14 protein-coding genes are annotated in these 22253 nt (G+C 40.3%); 10 read left to right on the top strand and 4 right to left on the bottom strand.

Annotation, left to right across the window (positions count from 1 at the left end):
* Nucleotides 1-107 precede the first annotated feature (107 nt).
* Nucleotides 108-1595: a bifunctional 2-methylcitrate dehydratase/aconitate hydratase gene (locus I6E85_RS15270; RefSeq protein WP_197117594.1), complete on the bottom strand. Its 1488-nt coding sequence runs from the start codon at nucleotides 1593-1595 to the stop codon at nucleotides 108-110.
* 22 nt (nucleotides 1596-1617) lie between these two features.
* A complete protein-coding gene (locus I6E85_RS15265; protein WP_197237103.1) occupies nucleotides 1618-10446 on the bottom strand; it encodes a glucoamylase family protein in 8829 nt (2942 codons plus the stop codon).
* A 638-nt stretch (nucleotides 10447-11084) separates the two neighbouring features.
* Here I6E85_RS15265 and I6E85_RS15260 point away from each other — a divergent pair.
* Entirely contained in the window at nucleotides 11085-11822 is a 738-nt protein-coding gene (locus I6E85_RS15260; protein ID WP_010552594.1) for a Crp/Fnr family transcriptional regulator, read from the top strand.
* Between the two features lie 160 nt (nucleotides 11823-11982).
* On the opposite strand, the gene I6E85_RS15255 is transcribed toward I6E85_RS15260, so the two are convergent.
* Nucleotides 11983-12174, bottom strand: a complete 192-nt coding sequence (locus I6E85_RS15255) for a DUF2934 domain-containing protein (protein WP_024590348.1) — start codon at nucleotides 12172-12174, stop codon at nucleotides 11983-11985.
* A gap of 540 nt (nucleotides 12175-12714) precedes the next feature.
* Between I6E85_RS15255 and I6E85_RS15250 the strand changes: the two genes are divergently transcribed.
* Nucleotides 12715-13431, top strand: coding sequence for an HAD family hydrolase (locus I6E85_RS15250; RefSeq protein WP_197237102.1), 717 nt, complete (start codon nucleotides 12715-12717; stop codon nucleotides 13429-13431).
* A 163-nt stretch (nucleotides 13432-13594) separates the two neighbouring features.
* Here I6E85_RS15250 and I6E85_RS15245 read toward each other — a convergent pair whose 3' ends face one another.
* Nucleotides 13595-14419 (bottom strand): PRC-barrel domain-containing protein, encoded by an 825-nt coding sequence (locus I6E85_RS15245; protein ID WP_197237101.1) that lies wholly within the window; start codon nucleotides 14417-14419, stop codon nucleotides 13595-13597.
* Between the two features lie 666 nt (nucleotides 14420-15085).
* Between I6E85_RS15245 and corA the strand changes: the two genes are divergently transcribed.
* The 8 genes from corA to I6E85_RS15205 all read left to right on the top strand — a co-directional run bounded on the left by corA (nucleotide 15086) and on the right by I6E85_RS15205 (nucleotide 22248).
* Nucleotides 15086-16183: a magnesium/cobalt transporter CorA gene (gene corA, locus I6E85_RS15240; RefSeq protein WP_308807825.1), complete on the top strand. Its 1098-nt coding sequence runs from the start codon at nucleotides 15086-15088 to the stop codon at nucleotides 16181-16183.
* Between the two features lie 180 nt (nucleotides 16184-16363).
* The gene (locus I6E85_RS15235; protein ID WP_008168384.1) at nucleotides 16364-16603 is read left to right on the top strand and encodes an SHOCT domain-containing protein; all 240 of its coding nucleotides are present in this window, start codon (nucleotides 16364-16366) and stop codon (nucleotides 16601-16603) included.
* A 70-nt stretch (nucleotides 16604-16673) separates the two neighbouring features.
* A complete protein-coding gene (locus I6E85_RS15230; RefSeq protein WP_197237099.1) occupies nucleotides 16674-19058 on the top strand; it encodes a phosphoketolase in 2385 nt (794 codons plus the stop codon).
* Nucleotides 19055-20512 carry a F0F1 ATP synthase subunit beta gene (gene atpD / locus I6E85_RS15225; RefSeq protein WP_197237098.1) on the top strand — a complete coding sequence of 486 codons (1458 nt, stop codon included), beginning with the start codon at nucleotides 19055-19057 and terminating at the stop codon, nucleotides 20510-20512. Before I6E85_RS15230 ends, atpD begins: the two co-directional genes overlap by 4 nt.
* The gene (locus tag I6E85_RS15220; protein WP_024609583.1) at nucleotides 20487-20879 is read left to right on the top strand and encodes a F0F1 ATP synthase subunit epsilon; all 393 of its coding nucleotides are present in this window, start codon (nucleotides 20487-20489) and stop codon (nucleotides 20877-20879) included. The genes atpD and I6E85_RS15220 overlap by 26 nt, the downstream gene beginning before the upstream one ends.
* Nucleotides 20880-20899: 20 nt before the next feature.
* The gene (locus I6E85_RS15215; protein ID WP_024607604.1) at nucleotides 20900-21253 is read left to right on the top strand and encodes an AtpZ/AtpI family protein; all 354 of its coding nucleotides are present in this window, start codon (nucleotides 20900-20902) and stop codon (nucleotides 21251-21253) included.
* Complete coding sequence (locus I6E85_RS15210) at nucleotides 21246-21575, top strand: ATP synthase subunit I (RefSeq protein WP_197237097.1); 330 nt, start codon at nucleotides 21246-21248, stop codon at nucleotides 21573-21575. Before I6E85_RS15215 ends, I6E85_RS15210 begins: the two co-directional genes overlap by 8 nt.
* Complete coding sequence (locus I6E85_RS15205) at nucleotides 21559-22248, top strand: F0F1 ATP synthase subunit A (RefSeq protein ID WP_010552605.1); 690 nt, start codon at nucleotides 21559-21561, stop codon at nucleotides 22246-22248. The genes I6E85_RS15210 and I6E85_RS15205 overlap by 17 nt, the downstream gene beginning before the upstream one ends.
* Nucleotides 22249-22253 lie beyond the last annotated feature (5 nt).

Raw genomic sequence — 22253 nt, 5'->3', positions numbered from 1 at the left:
GTATATTATAAGCTCGCTTTGTTAATGAGCTATTTTATTACCTAAAAATAGATCACTTAATTAAGCGAATTGGTATTACAGTATCACCGTACATACTGCAATTTAACTTATTGAATAACAAATAAGTCCATAAAGCTGTTTACTGGCGTATTTTCAAGCTTGGCTTGATCTTTACAAAGGGTAAATATGGTTTGGCATTGTTGGGTTGCAAGGCGTGTTGCTAAATTAGATTTGAATTTAAGCTCTAATAATGGAATGCCTTCCTCACGGCGACGGCGATGACCCAAAGGGTACTGCACAACCACTTCTTCTGTTTTACTACCATCGTTAAAGAAAACTTGAATTGCATTGGCAATAGAGCGTTTGTCCGCCTCTAAGTATTCAGCTGTAAAGCGTTTATCTTCTAACACCTCCATTTTGTCGCGTAGTTTATCGATGATAGGGTGCGTGTTGTGAAAGTCGTCCTCATAATGATCGCTAGTTAAGTTCCCAAATGCCAAGGGAACGGCAATCATATATTGTAAGCAATGGTCGCGGTCAGCTGCGTTGGCAAGCGGTCCTGTTTTAGAAATAATGCGTATGGCTGACTCGTGGGTGCGGATCACTATTTTCTCAATATCGTCTAAACGCGACTTTACTTGAGGGTGCAAAATAACGGAGGCTTCTGCTGCTGTTTGCGCATGAAACTCTGCTGGAAAAGAAATTTTAAACAAAATGTTTTCCATTACATATGAACCGTAACCTTGGGAGAACGAAAACGTGCGCTCCGCTTCAGGCTTTAGTGCTTGGTCTTTATTAGTTTTGGAGAAAGAGACATCATAAAACCCCCATTGCGCAGCTGTTAATGCACTGGGTATACCCATTTCACCGCGCATTGCCATATCAGCTAAATAAACTGCTCTGGAAGTTGCATCGCCCGCAGCCCAAGATTTACGAGACCCAGTGTTTGGCGCATGACGATAAGTACGCAGTGCAGAACCATCAACCCATGCTTGAGATATGGCTGCCATTATTTGCTCTCTACTGCCACCCATCATTTTTGTGACAACAGCCGTTGAGGCTACACGCACCAATAATACATGGCATAAGCCAACACGATTAAAAGAATTTTCTAATGCGATAACGCCTTGAATTTCATGCGCCATAATCATGGCTTCAAGTACGTCTCGCATAGTCAGGGGAGGCTGTGAATTTGCGATTCTGACTTGAGACAAGTGATCGGCTACAGCTAAAATAGCACCTAAGTTATCAGAAGGGTGCCCCCATTCAGCAGCTAACCACGTATCGTTGTAATCGAGCCAGCGGATGGTACAACCAATGTCCCACGCTGCTTTAACAGGGTCGAGTATGAGCGAGGTCCCAGGTACTCGTGCGCCATTAGGAACAACGGTCCCTTTGACAATTGGACCAAGAAGTTTGGTACATTGTGAAAACTTTAAAGCGAGCAGTCCACAGCCTAAGGTATCCATTAAACAATTACGTGCAGTGTTTAGTGCTTCTGCGCTTGATACTTCAAACGTTAATACATAATCAGCGATATCCTGGATAACACTGTCGTAATCTGGGCGAGTGTTATTATCTGTATTACTACTCATTTTGTATCCTTAATTCGTTTGTTTATATTTTACTTGGTTTCAATTTATTAGAAGTCACCGAGTAAACGCTTAGGTGAACTTCATGCTTTTGCTTATCGTTTTCAAGTGGAATATAAGTTGATTCAAGCGCTATACCGTCAAGTATTAGCTCACTTTTATTATGTTTTTTATCCCTTATAATTTGCTCAATTGTAATATGGTAATAGGTGCTCTCGAAGCGATAGTCGATTGAGTAGGTGCTCCAATCCTCTGGAATACACGGTGAAATGGTTAGCTTATTTCCTGTTCGTGTTACACCTAATAAAGATTCTATTATTAGTCGGTATAACCAACCCGCAGATCCGGTATACCACGTCCAACCGCCTCGTCCAATATGCGGAGCAACGGCATAAACATCGGCGGCTACGACATAAGGTTCGCCTTTATAGGTTTCAACTTGTTCGGCGTTTTTAGCATGATTTAATGGATTGATTATATTCATCAATTCCCAGGCTCTTTTTTTGTCGCCTTGTTGAGCAAATGCCATGCTTGCCCAAATAGCGGCATGCGTATACTGCCCGCCATTTTCGCGCACGCCCGGGACGTAACCTTTTATATAACCAGGGTTCATTTTTGATTTATCAAAAGGCGGATTGAGTAATTGGATTAATTTATCATCGCTATTGACCAAATGCTGATACAAAGACGACATTGCTTGCGTAGAGCGCTCATTATTAGCTGCACCAGAGAGCACTGACCAACTTTGCGCTATTGAGTCAATAGTGCACTCTGGGCTTTGTGATGAGCCCAGCGCGGTTCCGTCGTCAAACCATGCGCGACGATACCAAGCTCCGTCCCATGCGTGTTTAGCTAGGTTACCTTGTAGTTTTTGTGCCTCATCGTCACAACGAGTAGCAAACTCTATATCGCCATGTAATGCAGCAATAGGTGAAAATTCTTGTAGTATTTTATATAAAAAGAACCCCAGCCAAACGCTTTCGCCTTTGCCGTGTATTCCAACAAGGCTCATACCGTCATTCCAATCTCCTGAGCCCATTAACGGTAAACCTTTTTCTCCAAAGTGTAAACCATGCTCAATTGCCAACACGCAATGCTGGTAAAGGCTCGACCTTGCTGCACTCACAGAGGGTAAGTCGTAATAGGATTCTTCGTCGTCTTTAAGGGGGCGACCTTCAATAAAGGGCATTAGCTCATCTAAAATAGTTATGTCATCAGTGCCTTTAATGTAACGACACGTAGCTAATGGTAGCCATAAATAATCGTCTGAACAGCGTGTTCTTACACCGCGCCCTGATGGTGGGTGCCACCAATGTTGCACATCACCTTCGCTATACTGACGTGTGGCGCAGTACAGTATGTGATCCCTTAGTAATGCAGGCGAAGCATGTATTAATGCCATGGCATCTTGTAACTGATCGCGAAAGCCAAACGCGCCACCACTTTGATAAAACCCACTGCGAGCCCAAAAGCGACATGCTAAAGTTTGGTACACAAGCCAGCCATTTGCTAATACATTCAATGCAGGGTCGGGGGTATTAACCTGCACACTGCCCAGTGTTTGCTGCCAAAAATCAGTGACTTTTTCGAGTGCAATGCGTGCTGTACCGGGTTTTCTGAGTTTTAAAGCAAGGGTACTTGCTTGCTCTTTATTTTGCGCAGCACCGAGCCTAAAAATAATTGTGCGCTCTTGTTCACTTTGCAGTTCAAAAGGGACTTGAATTGCACCGCACGGATCGAGTGCCGCTCCTAAGTTGCCAGATAAATGAGTACGAGTCATTGCCTGGGGGTCGTGTAATGTTTTATTGCGACCAATAAACTCGCTACGGTCTCCTGTTAGTGTTCGTGACATATCATCAACGTCAAAAAAAGCAACTCTGCCACCAAACTCTGAGTTATAGGCATTAGAGGCAACCAATGCACCGCTCTTAGCATCAATTTCTGTTACAAGGTGTAGCGCTGTTTTAGAACGAAGATCGCCAAGTACCCATTCAACATAACCTGTTGCACTTAGGCGCCTGGTAGTTAATGAGTTGTTTTTAATTTTTAATACCGAGTATTTTACGGCGTCGAGTGTATCTACATACACACAAAGAGAGGATTCGATGCCGGTTTCACTGTGCTCAAAGGTACTATAACCAAAGCCATGGCGGGTTATATAGGGATTAGCCCCACGTTTTGGCATCGCACAAGGTGACCAAAATTTACCTGTATCTTCATCACGTAAATAAAAGGCTTCGCCACCAGATGAGCCTGTAGTGTCTGCACTCCACGGCGTTAAACGAAACTCATGGGCGTTTTCGCTCCACGTATAAGCAAAACCATTTTCGTCAATAACGCTGCCAAAATGTGCGTTTGCTAGCACATTAACCCAAGGCAGAGGAGTTGGATTCGCTTCGGTGGTGGTAATAATATATTCGCGACCATCTTCACTAAACCCACCCAGTCCATTATTTAAAAGTAAGTTTTCTTGAGTATTGCCAAGCGCTTGATTGATTTTGGGATGTAATGCTTGAGTTGGGATTAGTCCCTTTACGTTTTTCTCTGCAAGCGTTCGACGGTTTACTTGCTCTGCCAATGTGCCACTTTGATCAATAATAATCCGCGAAACGGCTTGTAACAGTATGCGGTCTTCATTCGAAATTTGTTCTGCTGAGCGAACGAATATCCCGCCAGGACGGTCAATATAATGAGACTCAGTACCCGTTGCGATTAGCCCCATAATTTGGTCTTGCAAACCTTGTCGGTAACCAACTTGCTCTTCATTCCAAATGACTAAATCAGCGACAAGCCCTTTTAAGCGCCAATATGCATGGCATTGAATAAGTTGGCGGGCAATTTCAATATTATTACCGCTGGCTACTTTTAATAATATGATAGGTAAGTCGCCAGAAATTGAGTAGCCCCATAGTCCAGATTGTCCTCGACGATTTTGTATTAGTACAGATGCGTTAGCTCGAAGAGTTGCATTGGCATACAAAATGTACCCAGCCAACTGCCGGTAGAGTTGAGCATCTGCTTCATTGGCGTTAATTTGGCGTAAGGTCACATCGCTATGAGTCCATGCTAAATCAAGTGCTCGATCGGTAATGTGATGATCTTGATATTTAGCAATTAGCGCAAGGCAAGCCTGTCTACTTTGTGCCATACCCGTTATTACATCGAGTGTTACTACACTGCCAGCAAGTAAAGTCACAGGGGCGCGAATAGCAACAATAGGATCAAGCACAGACCCTTGTTTAGAGTCAAGTTCGCCCATTTCTAGCATTGCTTGTGGTGAAACCAAAGAGCGACCTCTACCAATAAATTGCATGCGATCAGTTGTACAAGACAGGGTTCCGACTTTTGTTGTGCTGCTATTGTCGCGTGTTGAAAGTAAATGAAACATCCAAGGTGTTTTTTCATCAGCAGAGCGTGCACGACGAGTACATAAAATAGCATTGCCACATGGAAGTATTTCAGTTTGTACAAACAAATTACTAAATGACGGTTGCATAAGGTCGGCTGCAGGATTTGCCATTACAACTTCTGCATAAGTGGTTATATCAATTGTACGGGTATCGGGTGAGTGATTACTTAAGCGTATACGACGAAGTTCAATATCGTCCTCCGGAGAGACAACGATTTCAGTGTAAGTTTCTATATGCTGATCGCTTCGGCGAAACTCAGCGCGACCTTCAGAAAATGATGCGCTATACGAATGGGCTGGTTTTAGCGTTGGCTGGTGGGCTGCCGACCAAAAGTCGCCTGTGGCTGTATCTCTAACGTAGACAAATGTTCCCCAATTGTCGCAAGTAGGATCCTCACGCCACCGTGTAACGGCTAAGTCGGTCCAGCGGCTGTAGCCACCTCCTGCATTTGTAAGCATTACATGGTAACGACCATTTGAAAGTAGCTGTACTTGGGGTGTTGGGGTAATGGCTGGAATAGGTGGATTAACCTTTATTTTTGCATGTTCAAATAAAGCCCCGCTCTCTGCGTATTGGTCTATATGAGGTTGGAATATAGATGTTTTAGGCACGCGCTCTTGTAGTAATAGCAAAGCTGATTGCAGTAAAGGGTCTGATTCAAAGCGTTTTTGCATAGGCTGGTCAAGTAAATGATATGCCAATGCAAGTAAGCTCATACCTTGATGGTGAGCCATAAAGGAGCGAATGACTGCGCTTTTTTGATCTCTGGATAAACGGGCAGGGGTGTAATCTATTGCCTCATACAATCCGTAATGTCCCTCAAGTCCACTATCAGCTAACAGTTGAAGATTTTCGCACGCGGCTCGTGGGTTAACCATTAATGCCAATGCAGACGCGTAGGGAGCGATGACGAGGTCTTCTGATAAGCCTCGTTTTAGCCCTAAACCCGGTACGCCAAAGGCATGATATTGAAAATTAAGAGAAGCATCTACCGTATTGTATGCCGACTCAGATATGCCCCACGGTACGTTTTGTCTTTTTCCATAATCAATTTGTCGGGTAACCGCTGCACGGCAAGTTTGTTCGAGCAATGTACCGTCGTAGCTAGGCATAACTAACATGGGCATAAGATACTCAAACATAGAGCCACTCCACGACACCAGCACCGGCTCGGCGCCAGCGCTGGTTAGTAGGCGACTTAGAGCGAACCAGGTTTGCTGTGGCAATTTACCTTGTGCTATAGCAATAAAACTGGCTAAACGTGCTTCAGATGCCAGTAAATCGTAAAAACTGGTGTCACGTCGATGCTCATCTACGTTATAACCAATAGCCAATAAATGGCGAGACTCATCATATAAAAATGCATATTCCATTTGTGCAAATTCAATCGCTCTGTTGGCTAATTTGTCACATTGCGAAATGCAATCTTTGGCAAGCTGTGTACTGGCTAAAGTATGAATTCGTAATGAAGAAAGCCACTGAGTTTCGTCGGATGGTAATACCGATGATAAAAGCGCATCAATTGCGTTAATAGTGTCGGGGCAACGTTTAACTAATTGCTGCATTGTCAAAATATTAGAATCAAGAAATTGCAGTTTTAAGCTAACTGGCGGATTAGTTAGTTTGAGCCATGGCGAAAATAAATAGAGTTCGTTTAGGGTACGCTGGCATTGCCTGTGTAAGTCTTGAGTCCATACTTTATGCTCTTTCGACTTTGTATCTAAATCATTAGCAGCGTCTTGCTTTATATTCTCTAACAATATTCGCGCTTTATTATTGAGTGTAATTAAGTGCTGTTCAACGTCATATAGATTTGTAGGCGCAGTGATACGAACAGCGTTAAGTATTGAGCTCATGGCATTAATAGCGGTATCGATAATATTGTTTTTATTTTGCTCTGAGTCTAATTGCAATGTTTTAAACAAGTTTGCCACAATAGCCAAAGTGATACTTATGCCTTCAAACATTTGTGGGTGAACAATAGGTTTAGAAGGGAGTTCTTTTAATGCTATTTGTAAAGTTAAAAGGTGACCGGCTAAGTTACCGCTATCTACTGATGAAATATAGCGCGGTGGCAAAGGTTGCAATGTTTGTGTGTCGTACCAGTTATAAAAATGCCCTTCGTGACGCTCGAGTTTATCGAGTGTATTAAAGCAATCTTGCGTGCGTTGAATTAAATCACTTTGTACAATAAAACCAAAATCATAGGCGCTAACGTTAGCCAGTAAAGACAGACCAATATTAGTAGGCGATGTACGGTGCGCAATAACAGGACCGGCTTCCTCTTGATAGTTATCGGGAATTAACCAATGATCGTCTGCAGTGTTAAAGTGGTCGAAAAAAGCCCATGTTTTACGGGCAATAGTTTGTAAAAATAATTGTTGCTTGTCGCTCAGTGGCGCTAAATTATCGAGTTTAGGCTCACTAAACCACCATGTTATAACCGGTGATAAAAGCCATAATAAAAGTAGAGGAAATACCGCTAATATATTTGTAAAAGTTAAGTGTAAAGGGGCAAAGTAAAGTAGCGAAGCGATTAAAGTAATCGCAATAAATGGCGCAGTCCACATAGTGTAATAACTATTTATTAAGGCATTTACTACATAATTAGATTTATGATCTGTGACATGCCACTCTAATAAACGACGTTGAGTAAACAGCATTCGACCCGCACTACGTAATATTGCGGTTAAGTTAAACACAGCCTCAAAAGGTAAACATGCTAAACGAAAACCGATTTGAATAAGTTGACGAACAAAGCACTGTAAAACATCATGCAAATGGTGGGACATCAGCATTTCTGCGGGTTTGCGCATCGACGAAATTAGCGCGCTCAGCAATGGCGGTAATAAATAAATAGCACTTATGGCAAGGGTCCATTTCAATGGATTAGCTGCTGTAAACCAACCTACAGTAAGTAATAAAAAAATTGCGAATGGTTCGATACTTCGACGTAAATTATCAAGAATTTTCCAACGTGATAAAGGTGACAAAGGATTTTGACATTTATCGCTTCGAGTGTTTAAAACACGAGGAAGTAACCAGCGCACAATTTGCCAATCTCCTCTGATCCAGCGCTCACGCCGACACATATCAATGTTGTAACGTGTAGGGTACTCTTCGTACAAGTGCACATCACTAATCAACCCTGAGCGAGCATAGCAACCTTCGAGTAAATCATGGCTGAGTATTTGGTTTTGTGGTAAACGGTTACCAAGTGTTTGTTCAAATGCATCTATATCGTATATACCTTTACCGATAAATGAGCCTTGTGAAAAGAGGTCTTGGTATACATCGGATATTGAACGCGTATATGGGTCGATACCCGGTTCTTCACCAAATAATTGCGAGTAACGAGAAGGGTTATGTCCCGATAGACTTGCTGCCATACGTGGTTGTAAAATGCCGTAGCCGCCTACAATACATTGTCTTTTTTCATCAAATCTTGGTTGATTTAAAGGGTGCGCCATGGTCGCAACTAACTGACGGGCACAATCTCGTGGAAGTTGTGTATCGGTATCTAAAGTAATGACATATTTAACTTTTTGTATAGCGTTAATATCACCGACGATAAGTTCAAATGCATGTTCTATTGGGTTTCGAAGCAGTGCGTTTAGATCTGATAATTTTCCGCGTTTACGTTCAAACCCCATCCAAATTTGTTCTTTTGGATTCCAGGTTCGTGGGCGATGCAGTAAAAAAAAGCGACTTTCTTGCTGTAAAAGAGAAGGCTCTGCATATTTGGCATTAAGGTTTTCTATACCAAGGCGTACTTGCGATAACAACGCTTCGTCTGTGGGGAGTGTTTGTTGCTCTGCATCAGTAAAGTCGGTCAGTAGAGCAAAGTGTATATGTTGATCGCGATTACCTAAAAATCTAACTTCGAGTACTTCTAATAACTGCTCAATACTTATAGAGCTGGTAAGCATTGTGGGGATTACTACGAATGTTTTATTTTGCGCTGGTAACCCTTTTGAATAGTCCATTCTGGGTAATCGTTGTGGATCGACTAGCAAGGTAACTATCCAGTTTACAAGTGCTGAGGCTAATTGACTTGCTCCGAATAAAGTTAAAATTATTAAAAGAATAAACTGCCAGTGAGGTATGTTATTAGGAACGACCATAGCCATAAAAGAGGCACTAATTAGGGCTGTTAAGGATATAATTGCCCCTAAATAAAGTACTAATGTTATACGCTTGGCTTGCGAAAATAACGTTTTCAAAATAGGCGTTTTTACTGTTATGCGCTGCTTTAATTGCGTAATACCTTTATCAATTAAATAGTAGCCTACATGGTTAGGCGCAAGCGTTGTGTTTGATATTGTTTGGGCTTGATCAGCCTGCTGGGCTAATTTTATTGCTTTTTTAGCTATATCGACTTCTGAAAATGAGCTTCGCTTAGCGAGTTGATCTATGATTTTTCTGTAACTATCTCGCGTGATAAAGTCCATATAACCATACACACCCTCTATATCTTGGCGCAAAATGTGTTCTACAGCGCTATGATCTTCTACAAAATCCGCCCAGTTCATCGCGGTCAACCAGCGTAAGCTACTAATGTTATTGCTAATTGAGACTTGATCAGCGGCTTGTTGCTGATTCTCTTTTTGTACTAGTTGCTCTATGGTTAAACTCGAATCAGCTAGTTGTTGTTCAATCCAAGTAAGGGGAAGTGCTAATGCCGAACCATGCCCTTGTAATAAACGAGTTAGCTCTGCTACAAAAGCGCTTTCCATAGGAGGCTTTGAGCGTGCCATGTCGGCAATAACTAAAATTAAACTATTAGGGTCTTGCTCAGCAATTTCTAACATTTGATTAGCCCACTGTTGGGCTAGATTTAAGTGCTGGCGTGCGATTATGATACGTGTACTTACGCGTTGTAGGTTTTCAATTAAGGCTAACCTTAGCATAATTGGAATGGCCCAGAGTTCACCAAGGTTAAGCGTTGTTACGGTTTGATACGCGGCTAAAAATTGCGCTAAAATTTCGCTATCTACACGCCCGTCGCCATGGGAAATTACATTTAACGCAATATCATAAACTCGCGGCATACCTAAAGAGGCACCTTGCTCTAAACGTGGCAGTTCCTGACTATAGTGCTTAGGTAAATGAAGCCGAGCGGTACGAATTTGCTCTTCAATAAGATAAAAATTATCGAGTAACCACTCACCAGAGGGAACTATAGGCTGCTTTGCTTTAACGGCAATGGTTAATAAACTATTGGCTTTAATCAGTACTTTTTCGTTTTCGTCTAGGCGCTCAAGTAGCTGGTCTTGAGTGTTTTTAGCATCTAAAATATGACTTTTTGCTAGTGATTTTGCATGTTTTTCCATTTGTTCAGCACTTAAGAGCTCTGATCGAATGGGGATTTGTTCTTTTGGGGGAGCTGATTTAAGCCAAGGGAAAAACGGCGAAAGGATGTTGATAAGCTTATTTTTATTCATCGTGGTAAATACTTGAGACTAAACGTCGTAGTGAAAATATTGACGGTTAAATTTATCACTGGATTTAAAAAAAGATGTTTTAAATTATTTTGGTTATTAGAGGTGAGCAAGTAATCATTAAAAATATTCATAAAGTTTATCTTATTGTTGAATACATACATCAACATATAACAAGCTTCGTTAAGGGTCGGTTCGTCAACACACATAGTCTAATAGTAGAGTTAGATTTTGTATTTTATAACAGTGAGTTGTCGCCATGTTATGGTGTGGATTATCTTTAAATTTCATCAACTATTATGTATATATATCAACTAAAGGCAGATAAATTTAGACTATGTGTGTTAGCGTACATATTCGCCTTGTTATATTGAGTATTTTATTATTTCAGTGAAGTACAGCTGGGAGTGTCGGCTTATATTTAAAGTGAATAAGTATTTAAAGGCACCTTAAAATTCTTTAATAAAAATAGGACAATTTTTATTATCAAAAAACAACGACCTTTCATTTTTAGCGCCTAATAACTGTATAAACAAATCCGAGTTTATTATTAAAACATCCTGACTTACATGCTTTCAAAGCCATTACTTTTAGGTTTTATTAGTTATTAGTTGGGCATATAAAAAGGAAATTCACACTCGATGGGTCAATTGAAGAACACACTGCTTAATGCTTTATCTACTGACGCACAACACCGCATGTTTCCGCTTTTAAAGCGAGTCAATTTATCCCTTGGAGAAGTTATTTATGAAACAAGTGAAAAGCTCGATTACGTTTATTTTCCAATAGATAGTATTGTTTCATTATTGTATGTGATGATTGATGGCTCATCTGCTGAAATATCAGTTATCGGTAATGAAGGGGTTGTAGGTATAGCTGTATTTATGGGGGGAGAAAGCACCCCCAACCGAGCTATTGTGCAAAGTGCTGGTACTGCTTATCGCTTACCCGCTTGTGAGTTACGCAGGCAATTTAATAGCGAGCCTGATATGCGTATGCTCATGTTACGTTACACGCAATCATTAATTACCCAAACAGCGCAAACCGCAGTTTGTAATCGTCATCATAGTATAGTGCAACAACTAAGCCGCTGGCTTTTACTATCGATTGACCGTTTACCGAGTAACAATTTAATAATGACTCAAGAGCTAATAGCAAATATGTTAGGCGTAAGACGTGAGGGAGTAACTGAGGCCGCTGGTAAACTACAAAAGCTGGGTATTATCACTTATAAACGTGGTCATATTAGTGTGATAGACCGACCTCAATTAGAATCTCAGTCATGCGAGTGCTATGAGGTTGTAAAAAGAGAAACAGACAGGTTGGAGTCTTATATGGAAAAAAAACCTAACGTTAGAAAACTATCCATTATCAGTTAATACATTCTGGAATCAAATAAATGTTTAAGAGCGTCAAAAGAACAGCCTAGCAAGTTGTTCATTGAGCCTGGGCTCTAAAATAAATTTATAAACCGAATATAAATATATTCGGTTTATAATTTGTGTATGTTCTGCTGTTACTGGGCTTTTTACATTTAACCTACTTTGGTAGTTGTCCGTCTACTTCCTTTTCAGCTTCAAGCCAATCATTTAAGTGATTGTCACCGGTAAAGTCACGATCACTCGCTAATGAGTAAGCTTTAGCTTCAATCATGTCATGTCGGCTGAGACCTTCTTTATTCAAATTAGGTTTAGTTTTTGATACTGAATTACTTGAGATGTTATTACTCATGTGATTATTCCTAAAATATTACTCGATAAAATAAAAAACTTAATACCAAATTAAAACATTGAGTGTAGTTACATCATTCTCAATCTTAAATTGAATGTAAGCTCGATTTATCATAGTAATACCAATGTGCAATAATACTTGATCAATTTGAGGGCATAAACCTGACGCTAACTGTGTTAAAAATTTCTGAAAAAGAACAACTAAATAACGAAATTTTTGCCTTGTTATCGACACGGTTTTCTTACCTCAAAATAGCTCACCTAATTAAGCAAATTGGTATAAAAGCAGTACTACGTATAGCTTAAAAGACTATTCTACAATTTGTATGACCGGTTTATCGTAATGGCTTTGTAATTTTGAGTCTGTGCCACAGCGAACATAAATTACCCATTATCTGTATTTATAGTAATTTTGGGAAGGTAACGAGCGTTGAATATATGAGCTTTAATAATCATTGTTTGGCGCGATACCGTACAGAGTCAATATTAATAAACTCATATAATAAAATATAAAGTACTTAAATTATTTTAAGGACAGCGCGTGCAAACAGTTCCCGATATCGTATTTTTACTGGATGTTGATAATACATTGCTCGATAGCGATACTATTTTAAGCCATCTGAAAGATTTTTTAGAAGGTGAATTTGGTTGTGAAAATAGTGACCATTACTGGTCTATTTTTGAAAAACTTCGTAAGGAACTTGGTTATGCCGACTATTTGGGCGCACTACAGTGTTATCGAATGGAACATTCTGATGATACGAGATTGCATCTAATTTCTTCTTTTTTAATTAATTATCCATATAAAGAAAGGCTTTATCCTAACGCACTTGCTGTGATTGAACATTTACAACAATTTGGCCCCACCGTTATTTTGTCTGATGGCGATATTGTATTACAACCACTTAAAATTTTACGCTCCGGTTTATGGGATGCAGTGGAGGGAAGGGTGTTGATATATGTTCACAAAGAGCAAATGCTTGCAGCAATAAAAGAGCAGTACCCTGCTAAACATTATGTAATGGTAGATGATAAGTTACGTATTTTAGCTGCTATGAAAGCGCAGTGGAAAAATGATTTAACAACTATATTTCCACGTCAAGGACATTATGCCCACGATATTAAGCAGCTACTTACCTATCGAAAGGCGGATACGAGTATTGATAGTATAAGTGATTTACTCAACTACGGTTTTTCTTATAAAGAGGATTTAATTGAATACAATTTAAACTCTAATCAAAAATTGTTTTTATATTGATGTGTATTGCTCTCATTTTATTTGAATTTTACCTGAGTTTTACAAGTAGCATTGGAGGAAACGTTTTTAAGTATAAAAGCAAATGTCGTCCTTGAATATTTGCTTGGTAAGAGTGTTATAAAAGGCAGATTAAGACACGCTTGTTTTGGAATTTGTGCCTGTTTTAACTTTGTTTATTTACTGTTTTAGCAATTTTTTCCCAGTATGCAGCAAGTTCATAGTGATGAAAAACAGCTGCTTCAAAGTCCTGAGTTATCTCTTTATTTGGCTCATATACCGGCGCATCTTTTATCGCTTTACGAACTAAATCAGTTGAAATTGAGTTGTCGAGCCATTGCACTTCGTAAATCCATGCTGACGGGATAAGTGCTTGATGTCCTCCCCACCAATTGCTCGTTTCAACAATTAGGTAACGAACCGCCCATGTACTTTCTTCAACTAAAAATCCTGATACATGGCCAATGTCTCCGTCTTTAGCGTGTATGTTATAGCCAATAATAGCTTTGCAACTACGAAGATTAGGATCCCCTTTTTGATCATGCTGACTTTTTATACTTTTATGAATTAGATTTGCGCTGCGGGCACCTTCGACACTATGTTCAAAAATGTCATTGCCAGGATATAAGGAGTAGGGATATATCCCGCTTCCCCAAAAATTAGTACCGATCCAGTAGTACGGGTATCCATAGTAGTCTAGGTAATTCATTTCATGTTGTCGTGAAACGGGTTTATTAGTATCAATACCAGGACTATTTTTAACTTGGTCTTTACTGATTAAAACAGGGAAAATCTTTTCATCCCAATTTGGATTTTGCACCGCAATAGGGGAAATTAAAACTTTGCGACTCGATAGCCACGTGCCTGTTTCTACAACAAAATAACGTATCACCCATGCTAGGTCATCAAACAAAAAATCTTTTTCTTTGCCTACAATACCGTCACTAGCAGCGATTGCACAACCTTCTAAGTCTTTCATACTACGTAACATAATAACGATCCTTTTTAGTGGGTTATTTGCATTTGTAATGCATTATTTTTGCAGTTTTTAACGCGCTTTTTCTTATCAAGTGCTTTCTTCTTATTTAGGGCACGTTTATCTTTTGAGGTTAAACATGCGCAGCCCTTTGGGTTCATTTTAGAGCGTGAGCTGGATGCGGAATCTTTGCTCGGTTTTTACCGAGCCCGCTAGGTTGCAAACCTTGCGCCGCGATTAAATAGCCCCTAGATAGAACAAATTTCTATCTTAAAAGGTCAACAGACCCTAATGCTTATCTATAAAAAACCATGCTTTTATAAGCTGTAAAGTACAAACGATAAGTAGATTAATATTTCCAGTTTCGGCTTTTGAAAAACAAAGGTCTGTGCGCTGACGAACAAGCAATGTTATTTTTCATTGATTTTTAGGTAGCGCTATAACAAGAATAATTAGAACGTGCGAAGTGTATTTTTAAAACTGGCATTATATTTGAGTGTTAGCGCACGGACTCTATGCTTATTTTTGAGTAGCGTGGCTTTGTGACTGACTTTTATTCGCGCTGTAAGTGTTGAGAATACTCACTTTATTCAGCTAACTTTAAATAAAGTAATCGAGCATATAATGTTAATACATAATAAAAAGAGAAAGTTGGGTGCTCCAGCATTGGGGCTATATAGTGTGCGCAAGTCGAGAAAACATAAATATAACACTATTTCTGGGCCGTCACCCAAAGTTGAATACGTTGCTGGTGTTTTAGCGCCAACAAGATCAAACAATGCTGTTATACGTTATATAGATTATTCAGCTAGCCGTATAGAAGCCAAAGAGGTTAGCGATATTGATGAGTTTTTAAAAACTCCCCAACCTGAGTGGGCAACGGTGAGGTGGATCCACGTGAGTAATACAGACTCTTATATTGTTGGTTTACTTCAACATCATTTCGCATTTCATACGCTCACCGCAGAAGATATTTTACATGTACCTCAGCGACCTCGTATCGAATTTTTTGACGATCATTTATTTGTTGTATTAAGCATGTTGAAGCTAGAGACGCATGAGCCCAATAATACAATCCTTGATATTGAGCAAGTTAGCTTACTTTTATATGACAATGTTTTACTGAGTTTTCAAGAAAAACCAGGAGACGTGTGGCAATCCGTTCGCAGTCGTCTACATACAGAAAATCGTCGTATTCGCAAAAATGGTACTGGTTATTTACTTTATGCATTACTTGATGAACTGGTTGATAAATGTTTTCCGGTACTTGAACAATACGGCGATATCCTTGAGGAACTTGAAGTAACGACACTTGAAAATCCAACTCCCTACGTACTGCATCATATACATAGTATTAAACGAGAATTGGCATTATTAAGAAGAATTGTTTGGCCTATGCGAGAGGTTATCGACCATTTGTATCGCGAGGAAGGAGGCAGAATAGATGACTCTACGCGCCCTTACCTTAGAGATGTGTATGAGCATAATATTCAAATTGTTGAAATCATTGAGTCATACCGTGAAATGGTAAGCGGTTTAAGTGAGCTATACATGTCAGCTATTTCAAATCGTATGAATGAAATTATGAAAGTGCTTACTATTATATCTTCTGTTTTTATACCGTTAACATTTATAGCTGGAATTTATGGAATGAACTTTAAATACATGCCAGAGCTAAACTGGACTTGGGCATATCCCGTTTTGTGGTGTGTTTTTATTTTGATAACGGCAGCAATGATATTTATTTTTTGGCGTAAAGGTTGGCTTAATAGAAATTAACTTTAATAGAAACAAACTTTAATAGAAACAGTAAGTAAATACTCAATAAAACAACTACTTATGATTAACAATAATAAATGCGTACGCTAGCGAACAGAACCAATAATATCACTCACTTACACTCATTGTATTAATTGGGGTGTAAGTGTTTTGCGCTCCATATTTTAAGTGGAGATTAAAATGGGTCATGAATTTTGGAGTGAGTGGTACTCAGGTTGGGGTTGGTTTTTATGGTTTGGTATGTGGTTATTGCTCATATCGAGTTTAAGCCATTGGGGTTATAGCTACCGAACCCATAGACGCTATGGGTTAGAGTCTAATAAAACAGCAATTGATATTCTTAATGAAAGATACGCCAGCGGCGATATTGACAAAAAAGAATTCGAGCAAAAAAAACAGGACATAACTACCACTGCGTAGTTAGTGCGCTGGCTAATCCTCGCCATGCTCTTATATAGAGCATGGCTTAAGCATTTTTGGATGCGACAAGATGGAAACCCTGCATATGATTCTTCCTTCATTAACATCAAAAGAATTAGAGTTAATTGACGCATATTGGCGTGCCACGAATTACCTGTCGGTAGGTCAAATTTATTTATGCGATAACCCACTTTTAGAGCGCCCACTGATACTAAGTGATATTAAAAATATGTTGCTTGGGCACTGGGGAACAACACCCGGGCAAAATTTTATTTATGCGCATTTAAATCGCATTATTAAAATACACGATCTAAATATGATTTATGTATCTGGCCCAGGGCATGGCGGGCAAGCTATGGTTGCTAATACTTATCTTGAGGGGACCTACAGTGAAATTTACCCTGATATAAGCCAAGATAAAGCAGGTATGCAAAAACTGTTTTTGCAGTTTTCGTTTCCCGGTGGCATTCCTAGTCATGTGTCGCCCGAGTGTCCGGGCTCGATTCATGAAGGTGGCGAGCTGGGCTATTCTTTGAGTCATTCGTTTGGAGCTGTATTTGATAATCCAGACTTAATAGTTGCTTGTGTGGTGGGTGATGGTGAGGCAGAAACAGGGCCTATTGCAACTGCATGGCATTCTAATAAGTTTCTTAATCCTATCAGTGACGGTGCTGTTCTCCCTATATTGCATTTGAATGGGTATAAAATTGCCAATCCTACCGTTTTAGCGCGTATTACCCGTGAAGAATTAGAGCAATTAATGTTCGGTTATGGCTGGAGCCCTATTTTTGTTGAAGGACATGAGCCTGAGCTAATGCATCAGGCTATGGCTAAAGCACTTGATGTCGCAATACATCAAATAAAAAAAATAAAAAAAGATGCTCTCGATAATAACGATCCAACTCGTCCACGTTGGCCAATGATTATCCTCATTTCACCTAAAGGGTGGACGGGTCCAAAGCTCGTAGATGGTTTTCAGATAGAGGGAACATCGCGTGCGCATCAGGTTCCTATTTCTAGCCCATCAGCTCATCCAGATCATTTGCAATTATTAGAAAGCTGGCTGCGTAGCTATCATCCAGAAACACTTTTCGATTCACAAGGGCGTTTATTACCAGAGCTTGCTGAATTGGCCCCAACGGGGAATCGCCGTATGGGAGCAAATCCTCATGCGAATGGTGGGTTGCTGCTAGAAGATTTGCATATGCCTGATTTTCGCGATTATGCATGCGAAGTAATCTCTCCCGGTATACGAGGAATTGGTGATACCAGAGTTTTAGGTCCATTTTTGAGAGATATAGTTGAGCTTAATGACGAGCAACGTAATTTTAGAGTATTTGGACCTGACGAAACAGTATCCAATGGTTTAGGTGCACTGTTAGAGGTAACCGATAGACAGTGGAATGCAGCAACCCATAGCAACGATGAGCAGCTTTCGCCTAGTGGCAGAGTAATGGAAATGCTGAGTGAACATCAATGCGAAGGTTGGCTTGAAGGATATTTATTAACCGGCCGCCATGGTTTGTTTAATAGTTATGAAGCGTTTATTCATATTATTGACTCGATGTTTAATCAACATGCTAAATGGTTAAAAGTGGCGGCAGGTTTACCATGGCGTAAAAAAATCGCTTCACTTAATTATTTACTGGCATCGCATGTATGGCGACAAGATCACAACGGTTTTACCCATCAAGATCCGGGTTTTATCGATCATGTTATTAATAAAAAAGCTGAAATTGTGCGCGTTTATTTACCGCCTGATGCTAACTGCTTGCTGTCGGTAATGGATCATTGTTTGCGAAGTCGTCATTACGTTAATGTCGTTATTGCAGGCAAGCATCCTGCGCCGCAATGGTTAGATATGGTGGCAGCTGTTAAACATTGCGAGGCAGGGATTGGCATTTGGCAATGGGCGGGTAATAGCGTAGATGCAACACCTGATGTGGTGATGGCTTGTTGTGGTGATGTGCCTACATTGGAAACGATGGCAGCCGTTATGATTTTACTCGAGCATTTTAGTAATCTTAGAATCCGGGTTGTTAACGTGGTTGATTTGATGCGTTTACAGCCTAATACCGAACATCCTCACGGGTTAATCGCAGAGGATTTTGACACTCTGTTTACTATTAATAAGCCGGTTATTTTTGCATTTCATGGCTACCCAACGCTTATTCATAGGCTTACGTACAAGCGTAATAATCATCATAATATTCATGTTCGCGGGTATAAAGAAGAAGGCACTATTACAACTGCTTTTGATATGACGGTATTAAACGAGATTGATCGTTTTCATTTAGTGTTAGATACACTGGAACGCCTGCCAAACTTGGGTACAAAAAGAGACGCACTAAAAAAACAGCTTGAAGAAAAGCTTGTTGAGCATAAAAAATATATTAATAAGCATGGGCAAGATCTCCCTGAAATTCGTAATTGGCAGTGGCAGGCGCATCAATGAATTTTGTAGCTCAATCCACGATTAGTAAATTTGAAAATCTCGGTACAATTACCGCTATACGCGGCAGCGTAATTGACGTGCGTTTTGACACAAAGCTACCTGCGATTAATTCAATGCTTAGTGCTGGCGAAAATAAACAGTGTATTTTTGAAGTGCTAGAGCAGCGCAATGAGCATCATGTAAGAGCAATTGCGCTCACGCCTACACAAGGACTTGCGCGTGGCATGGAAGTTGTTGACAGTGGCGGACCGTTACTTACCCCTGTTGGTAAAGGAACCTTATCGAGAATGTTTGATGTGTTTGGTAACACGCTTGATGGCGGTGGTGAGCTTAAAGATGTTCAGTGGCGCTCTGTACATAATAAGCCAGTGCCATTAACCGAACGGTCAACCCAATCAGAGATTTTTGAAACCGGTATAAAAGTAATTGATCTGCTGGTGCCGTTAGAACGTGGTGGCAAAGCGGGATTGTTTGGCGGTGCAGGTGTTGGCAAAACAGTGTTATTGACTGAAATGATTCACAATATGGTGGGCAAGCACAAAGGTGTTAGCCTATTTTGTGGCATAGGTGAGCGTTGCCGTGAAGGCGAAGAGCTTTATCGCGAAATGAAAGACGCGGGCGTTTTGCCAAACATGGCGATGATTTTTGGGCAAATGAACGAGCCACCAGGGAGTCGTTTTAGGGTGGGGCATGCAGCTTTAACTATGGCTGAGTATTTTCGTGATGATGAGCAGCGAGATGTGCTGTTGCTAATCGACAATATATTTCGTTTTATTCAGGCAGGCTCTGAGGTATCGGGCTTAATGGGGCAAATGCCTTCAAGGCTTGGTTATCAGCCTACTATGGGCACAGAGCTTGCTGGGTTAGAAGAGCGAATTGCCAATACACAAAATGGTGCTATTACTTCTATTCAAGCGGTGTATGTACCTGCCGATGATTTTACCGATCCGGCCGCAGTTCATACATTTTCGCATTTATCGGCTTCTATTGTGCTCTCTCGTAAACGCGCAAGCGAAGGATTATTTCCGGCTATAGATCCCCTGCAATCTAATTCAAAAATGGCGAGCCCCGGGGTTGTGGGAGAGCGCCACTACTTACTTGCACAAAAGGTACGTAGCACCTTAGCGCAATACAATGAACTCAAAGATATTATTGCTATGTTAGGGCTTGAACAGTTATCAGTTGAGGACCGCAACATTGTTGGACGCGCAAGGCGTTTAGAGCGTTTTCTTACTCAGCCATTTTTTACAACAGAGCAATTTACTAGTTATAAAGGCAAACTTGTTAGCCTTGATGATGCGCTAGATGGGTGTGAACGCATTTTAAATGATGAATTTAAAAACGTGCCAGAGAGTGCACTTTATATGATAGGTGCCATAAGTGAGGTCAAAATAAAATCCACAGTAAATAATAATGAGGATACAAGCGGTGACGCAAACTCAGATACACCTTAAATTATTGCTGCCGTATGAGATATTTTTCGACAGGCATGATGTGACTCATGTTGTTGCCGAAACAAGCGAAGGATCGTACGGATTTTTACCCAATCGCCTTGACTGTATTGCGCCTCTAACCCCAGGTATTTTGACATTTAATTGCGAAAAAGACGGTGAGATATTTGTAGCCGTAGATGAGGGCGTATTAATTAAAACAGGAAACACTGTGCTGGTATCGGTGCGAAGTGCCATATTAGGTACTGATCTGGCAACACTTCGCAGCGCTGTAGATAAAGAGTTTTTGGCACTCAATGAACAAGCACAACAAGTAAGAACAGTGATGGCTAAATTAGAAAGTAGCTTTTTAAATCGTTTTCGACTTTAACCACTAAAAGCTATTTATTTATGACAAACAAAAAAGACGACCTAGGTTCAAAAGACTCACAAAGCAGTTCATCAACACTTGCAGAACAAGTAGAAATAAAAGCCCAGCGTAAGCTAAAAGCAAGGCTTAACTCTCATCAAAAAATATGGTTTGGTTTAGGAATGATGGGCCTCATTGGTTGGTCGGTTGCAGTGCCTACCATACTTGGTGCAAGTTTAGGTGTGTATATAGATTCGCATTATGCCACTGAGCGGTCATGGACATTGGCTTTATTGGTGGCGGGTTTGGCGCTTGGGTGCTTTAACGCGTGGCACTGGATGAGCAAAGAAGACAGCGCGATACATCAAGAGCAAAAGGATGACGAAGATGCATGAGCTAGTCGGCGTATTAATTATTGTTAGTGTAGGTCTAATGCTTGGTGCCTTATTTTTTGGTGGCCTGTGGTGGACGGTGCAAAAAAGTATGGTATCGACTCACCCAGCGCTATGGGTTGTGCTGAGTTTATTTATACGCATGGGAATTACTTTAAGTGGCTTTTATATTGTGATGACGAGTGACTTATTATCAAGATCTTGGTTGCAATTACCACTGTGTTTATTTAGCTTTTTGATAGCCCGTTTTATTACCACTTATGTTTCCCGTACTGCATCAACCTCTCATTTAGCAAAGGTGACACATCATGCACCTGAGTCCTGATACGGTTATTTATTGGCAAAATGGTTTTTTAAAACTCAATGCAACCATCGTTTTCACTTGGGTTTTAATGTTGGTTTTGGTGATTAGTTCGATATTGATAACCCGTAAGCTTTCAACCACGTTAAAGCGTTCTCGTTGGCAAAATTTTTTAGAAATTATAGTAACGGGGATCACACAACAAATTGAAGACGTAGGCTTGAATGACGCTAAAAAATACCTTGGCTTTTTAGGCACACTGTTTTTATTTTTAGTAACCGCGAGCATGTTTACCATTGTTCCGGGTTATGAGCCACCCACGGCGTCGTTATCGACTACAGCAGCACTGGCGCTCACCGTATTTATTGCAGTGCCTTTATTTGGTATCAGTGAACAAGGGCTTGGCAATTACTTAAAATCTTATATGGCTCCTACTTTTATTATGTTGCCATTTAATATTATTAGCGAATTATCACGGACACTTGCTCTGGCTGTGCGGTTATTTGGCAACATGATGAGCGGGGCAATGATCATTGGCATTTTGTTAACCATTACACCCTTTATATTCCCAATCGTAATGACGGCACTGGGTTTGCTTACAGGCTTAGTACAGGCTTATATTTTTACTATTTTAGCCGCCGTTTATATTGCTGCGGCTACGCGCTCAGTAAAACCAGCCAAACAACGAGTTAATTAATCACG

The sequence above is a fragment of the Pseudoalteromonas sp. NZS71 genome, from assembly GCF_015864715.1.
Taxonomy (GTDB): Bacteria; Pseudomonadota; Gammaproteobacteria; order Enterobacterales; family Alteromonadaceae; genus Pseudoalteromonas; species Pseudoalteromonas arctica.
Note: the sequence above shows the minus strand (reverse complement) of the source record. Positions and strands in the feature narration are given on the sequence as shown.

Bases quoted from the DNA above. Each gene is read 5' to 3' on its own strand.
- I6E85_RS15270 (WP_197117594.1), bottom strand. From the start codon at position 1,595: ATGAGTAGTAATACAGATAATAACACTCGCCCAGATTACGACAGTGTT.
- I6E85_RS15265 (WP_197237103.1), bottom strand. From the start codon at position 10,446: ATGAATAAAAATAAGCTTATCAACATCCTTTCGCCGTTTTTCCCTTGG.
- I6E85_RS15260 (WP_010552594.1), top strand. From the start codon at position 11,085: ATGGGTCAATTGAAGAACACACTGCTTAATGCTTTATCTACTGACGCA.
- I6E85_RS15255 (WP_024590348.1), bottom strand. From the start codon at position 12,174: ATGAGTAATAACATCTCAAGTAATTCAGTATCAAAAACTAAACCTAAT.
- I6E85_RS15245 (WP_197237101.1), bottom strand. From the start codon at position 14,419: ATGTTACGTAGTATGAAAGACTTAGAAGGTTGTGCAATCGCTGCTAGT.
- I6E85_RS15235 (WP_008168384.1), top strand. From the start codon at position 16,364: ATGGGTCATGAATTTTGGAGTGAGTGGTACTCAGGTTGGGGTTGGTTT.
- I6E85_RS15230 (WP_197237099.1), top strand. From the start codon at position 16,674: ATGGAAACCCTGCATATGATTCTTCCTTCATTAACATCAAAAGAATTA.
- atpD (WP_197237098.1), top strand. From the start codon at position 19,055: ATGAATTTTGTAGCTCAATCCACGATTAGTAAATTTGAAAATCTCGGT.
- I6E85_RS15215 (WP_024607604.1), top strand. From the start codon at position 20,900: ATGACAAACAAAAAAGACGACCTAGGTTCAAAAGACTCACAAAGCAGT.
- I6E85_RS15210 (WP_197237097.1), top strand. From the start codon at position 21,246: ATGCATGAGCTAGTCGGCGTATTAATTATTGTTAGTGTAGGTCTAATG.
- I6E85_RS15205 (WP_010552605.1), top strand. From the start codon at position 21,559: ATGCACCTGAGTCCTGATACGGTTATTTATTGGCAAAATGGTTTTTTA.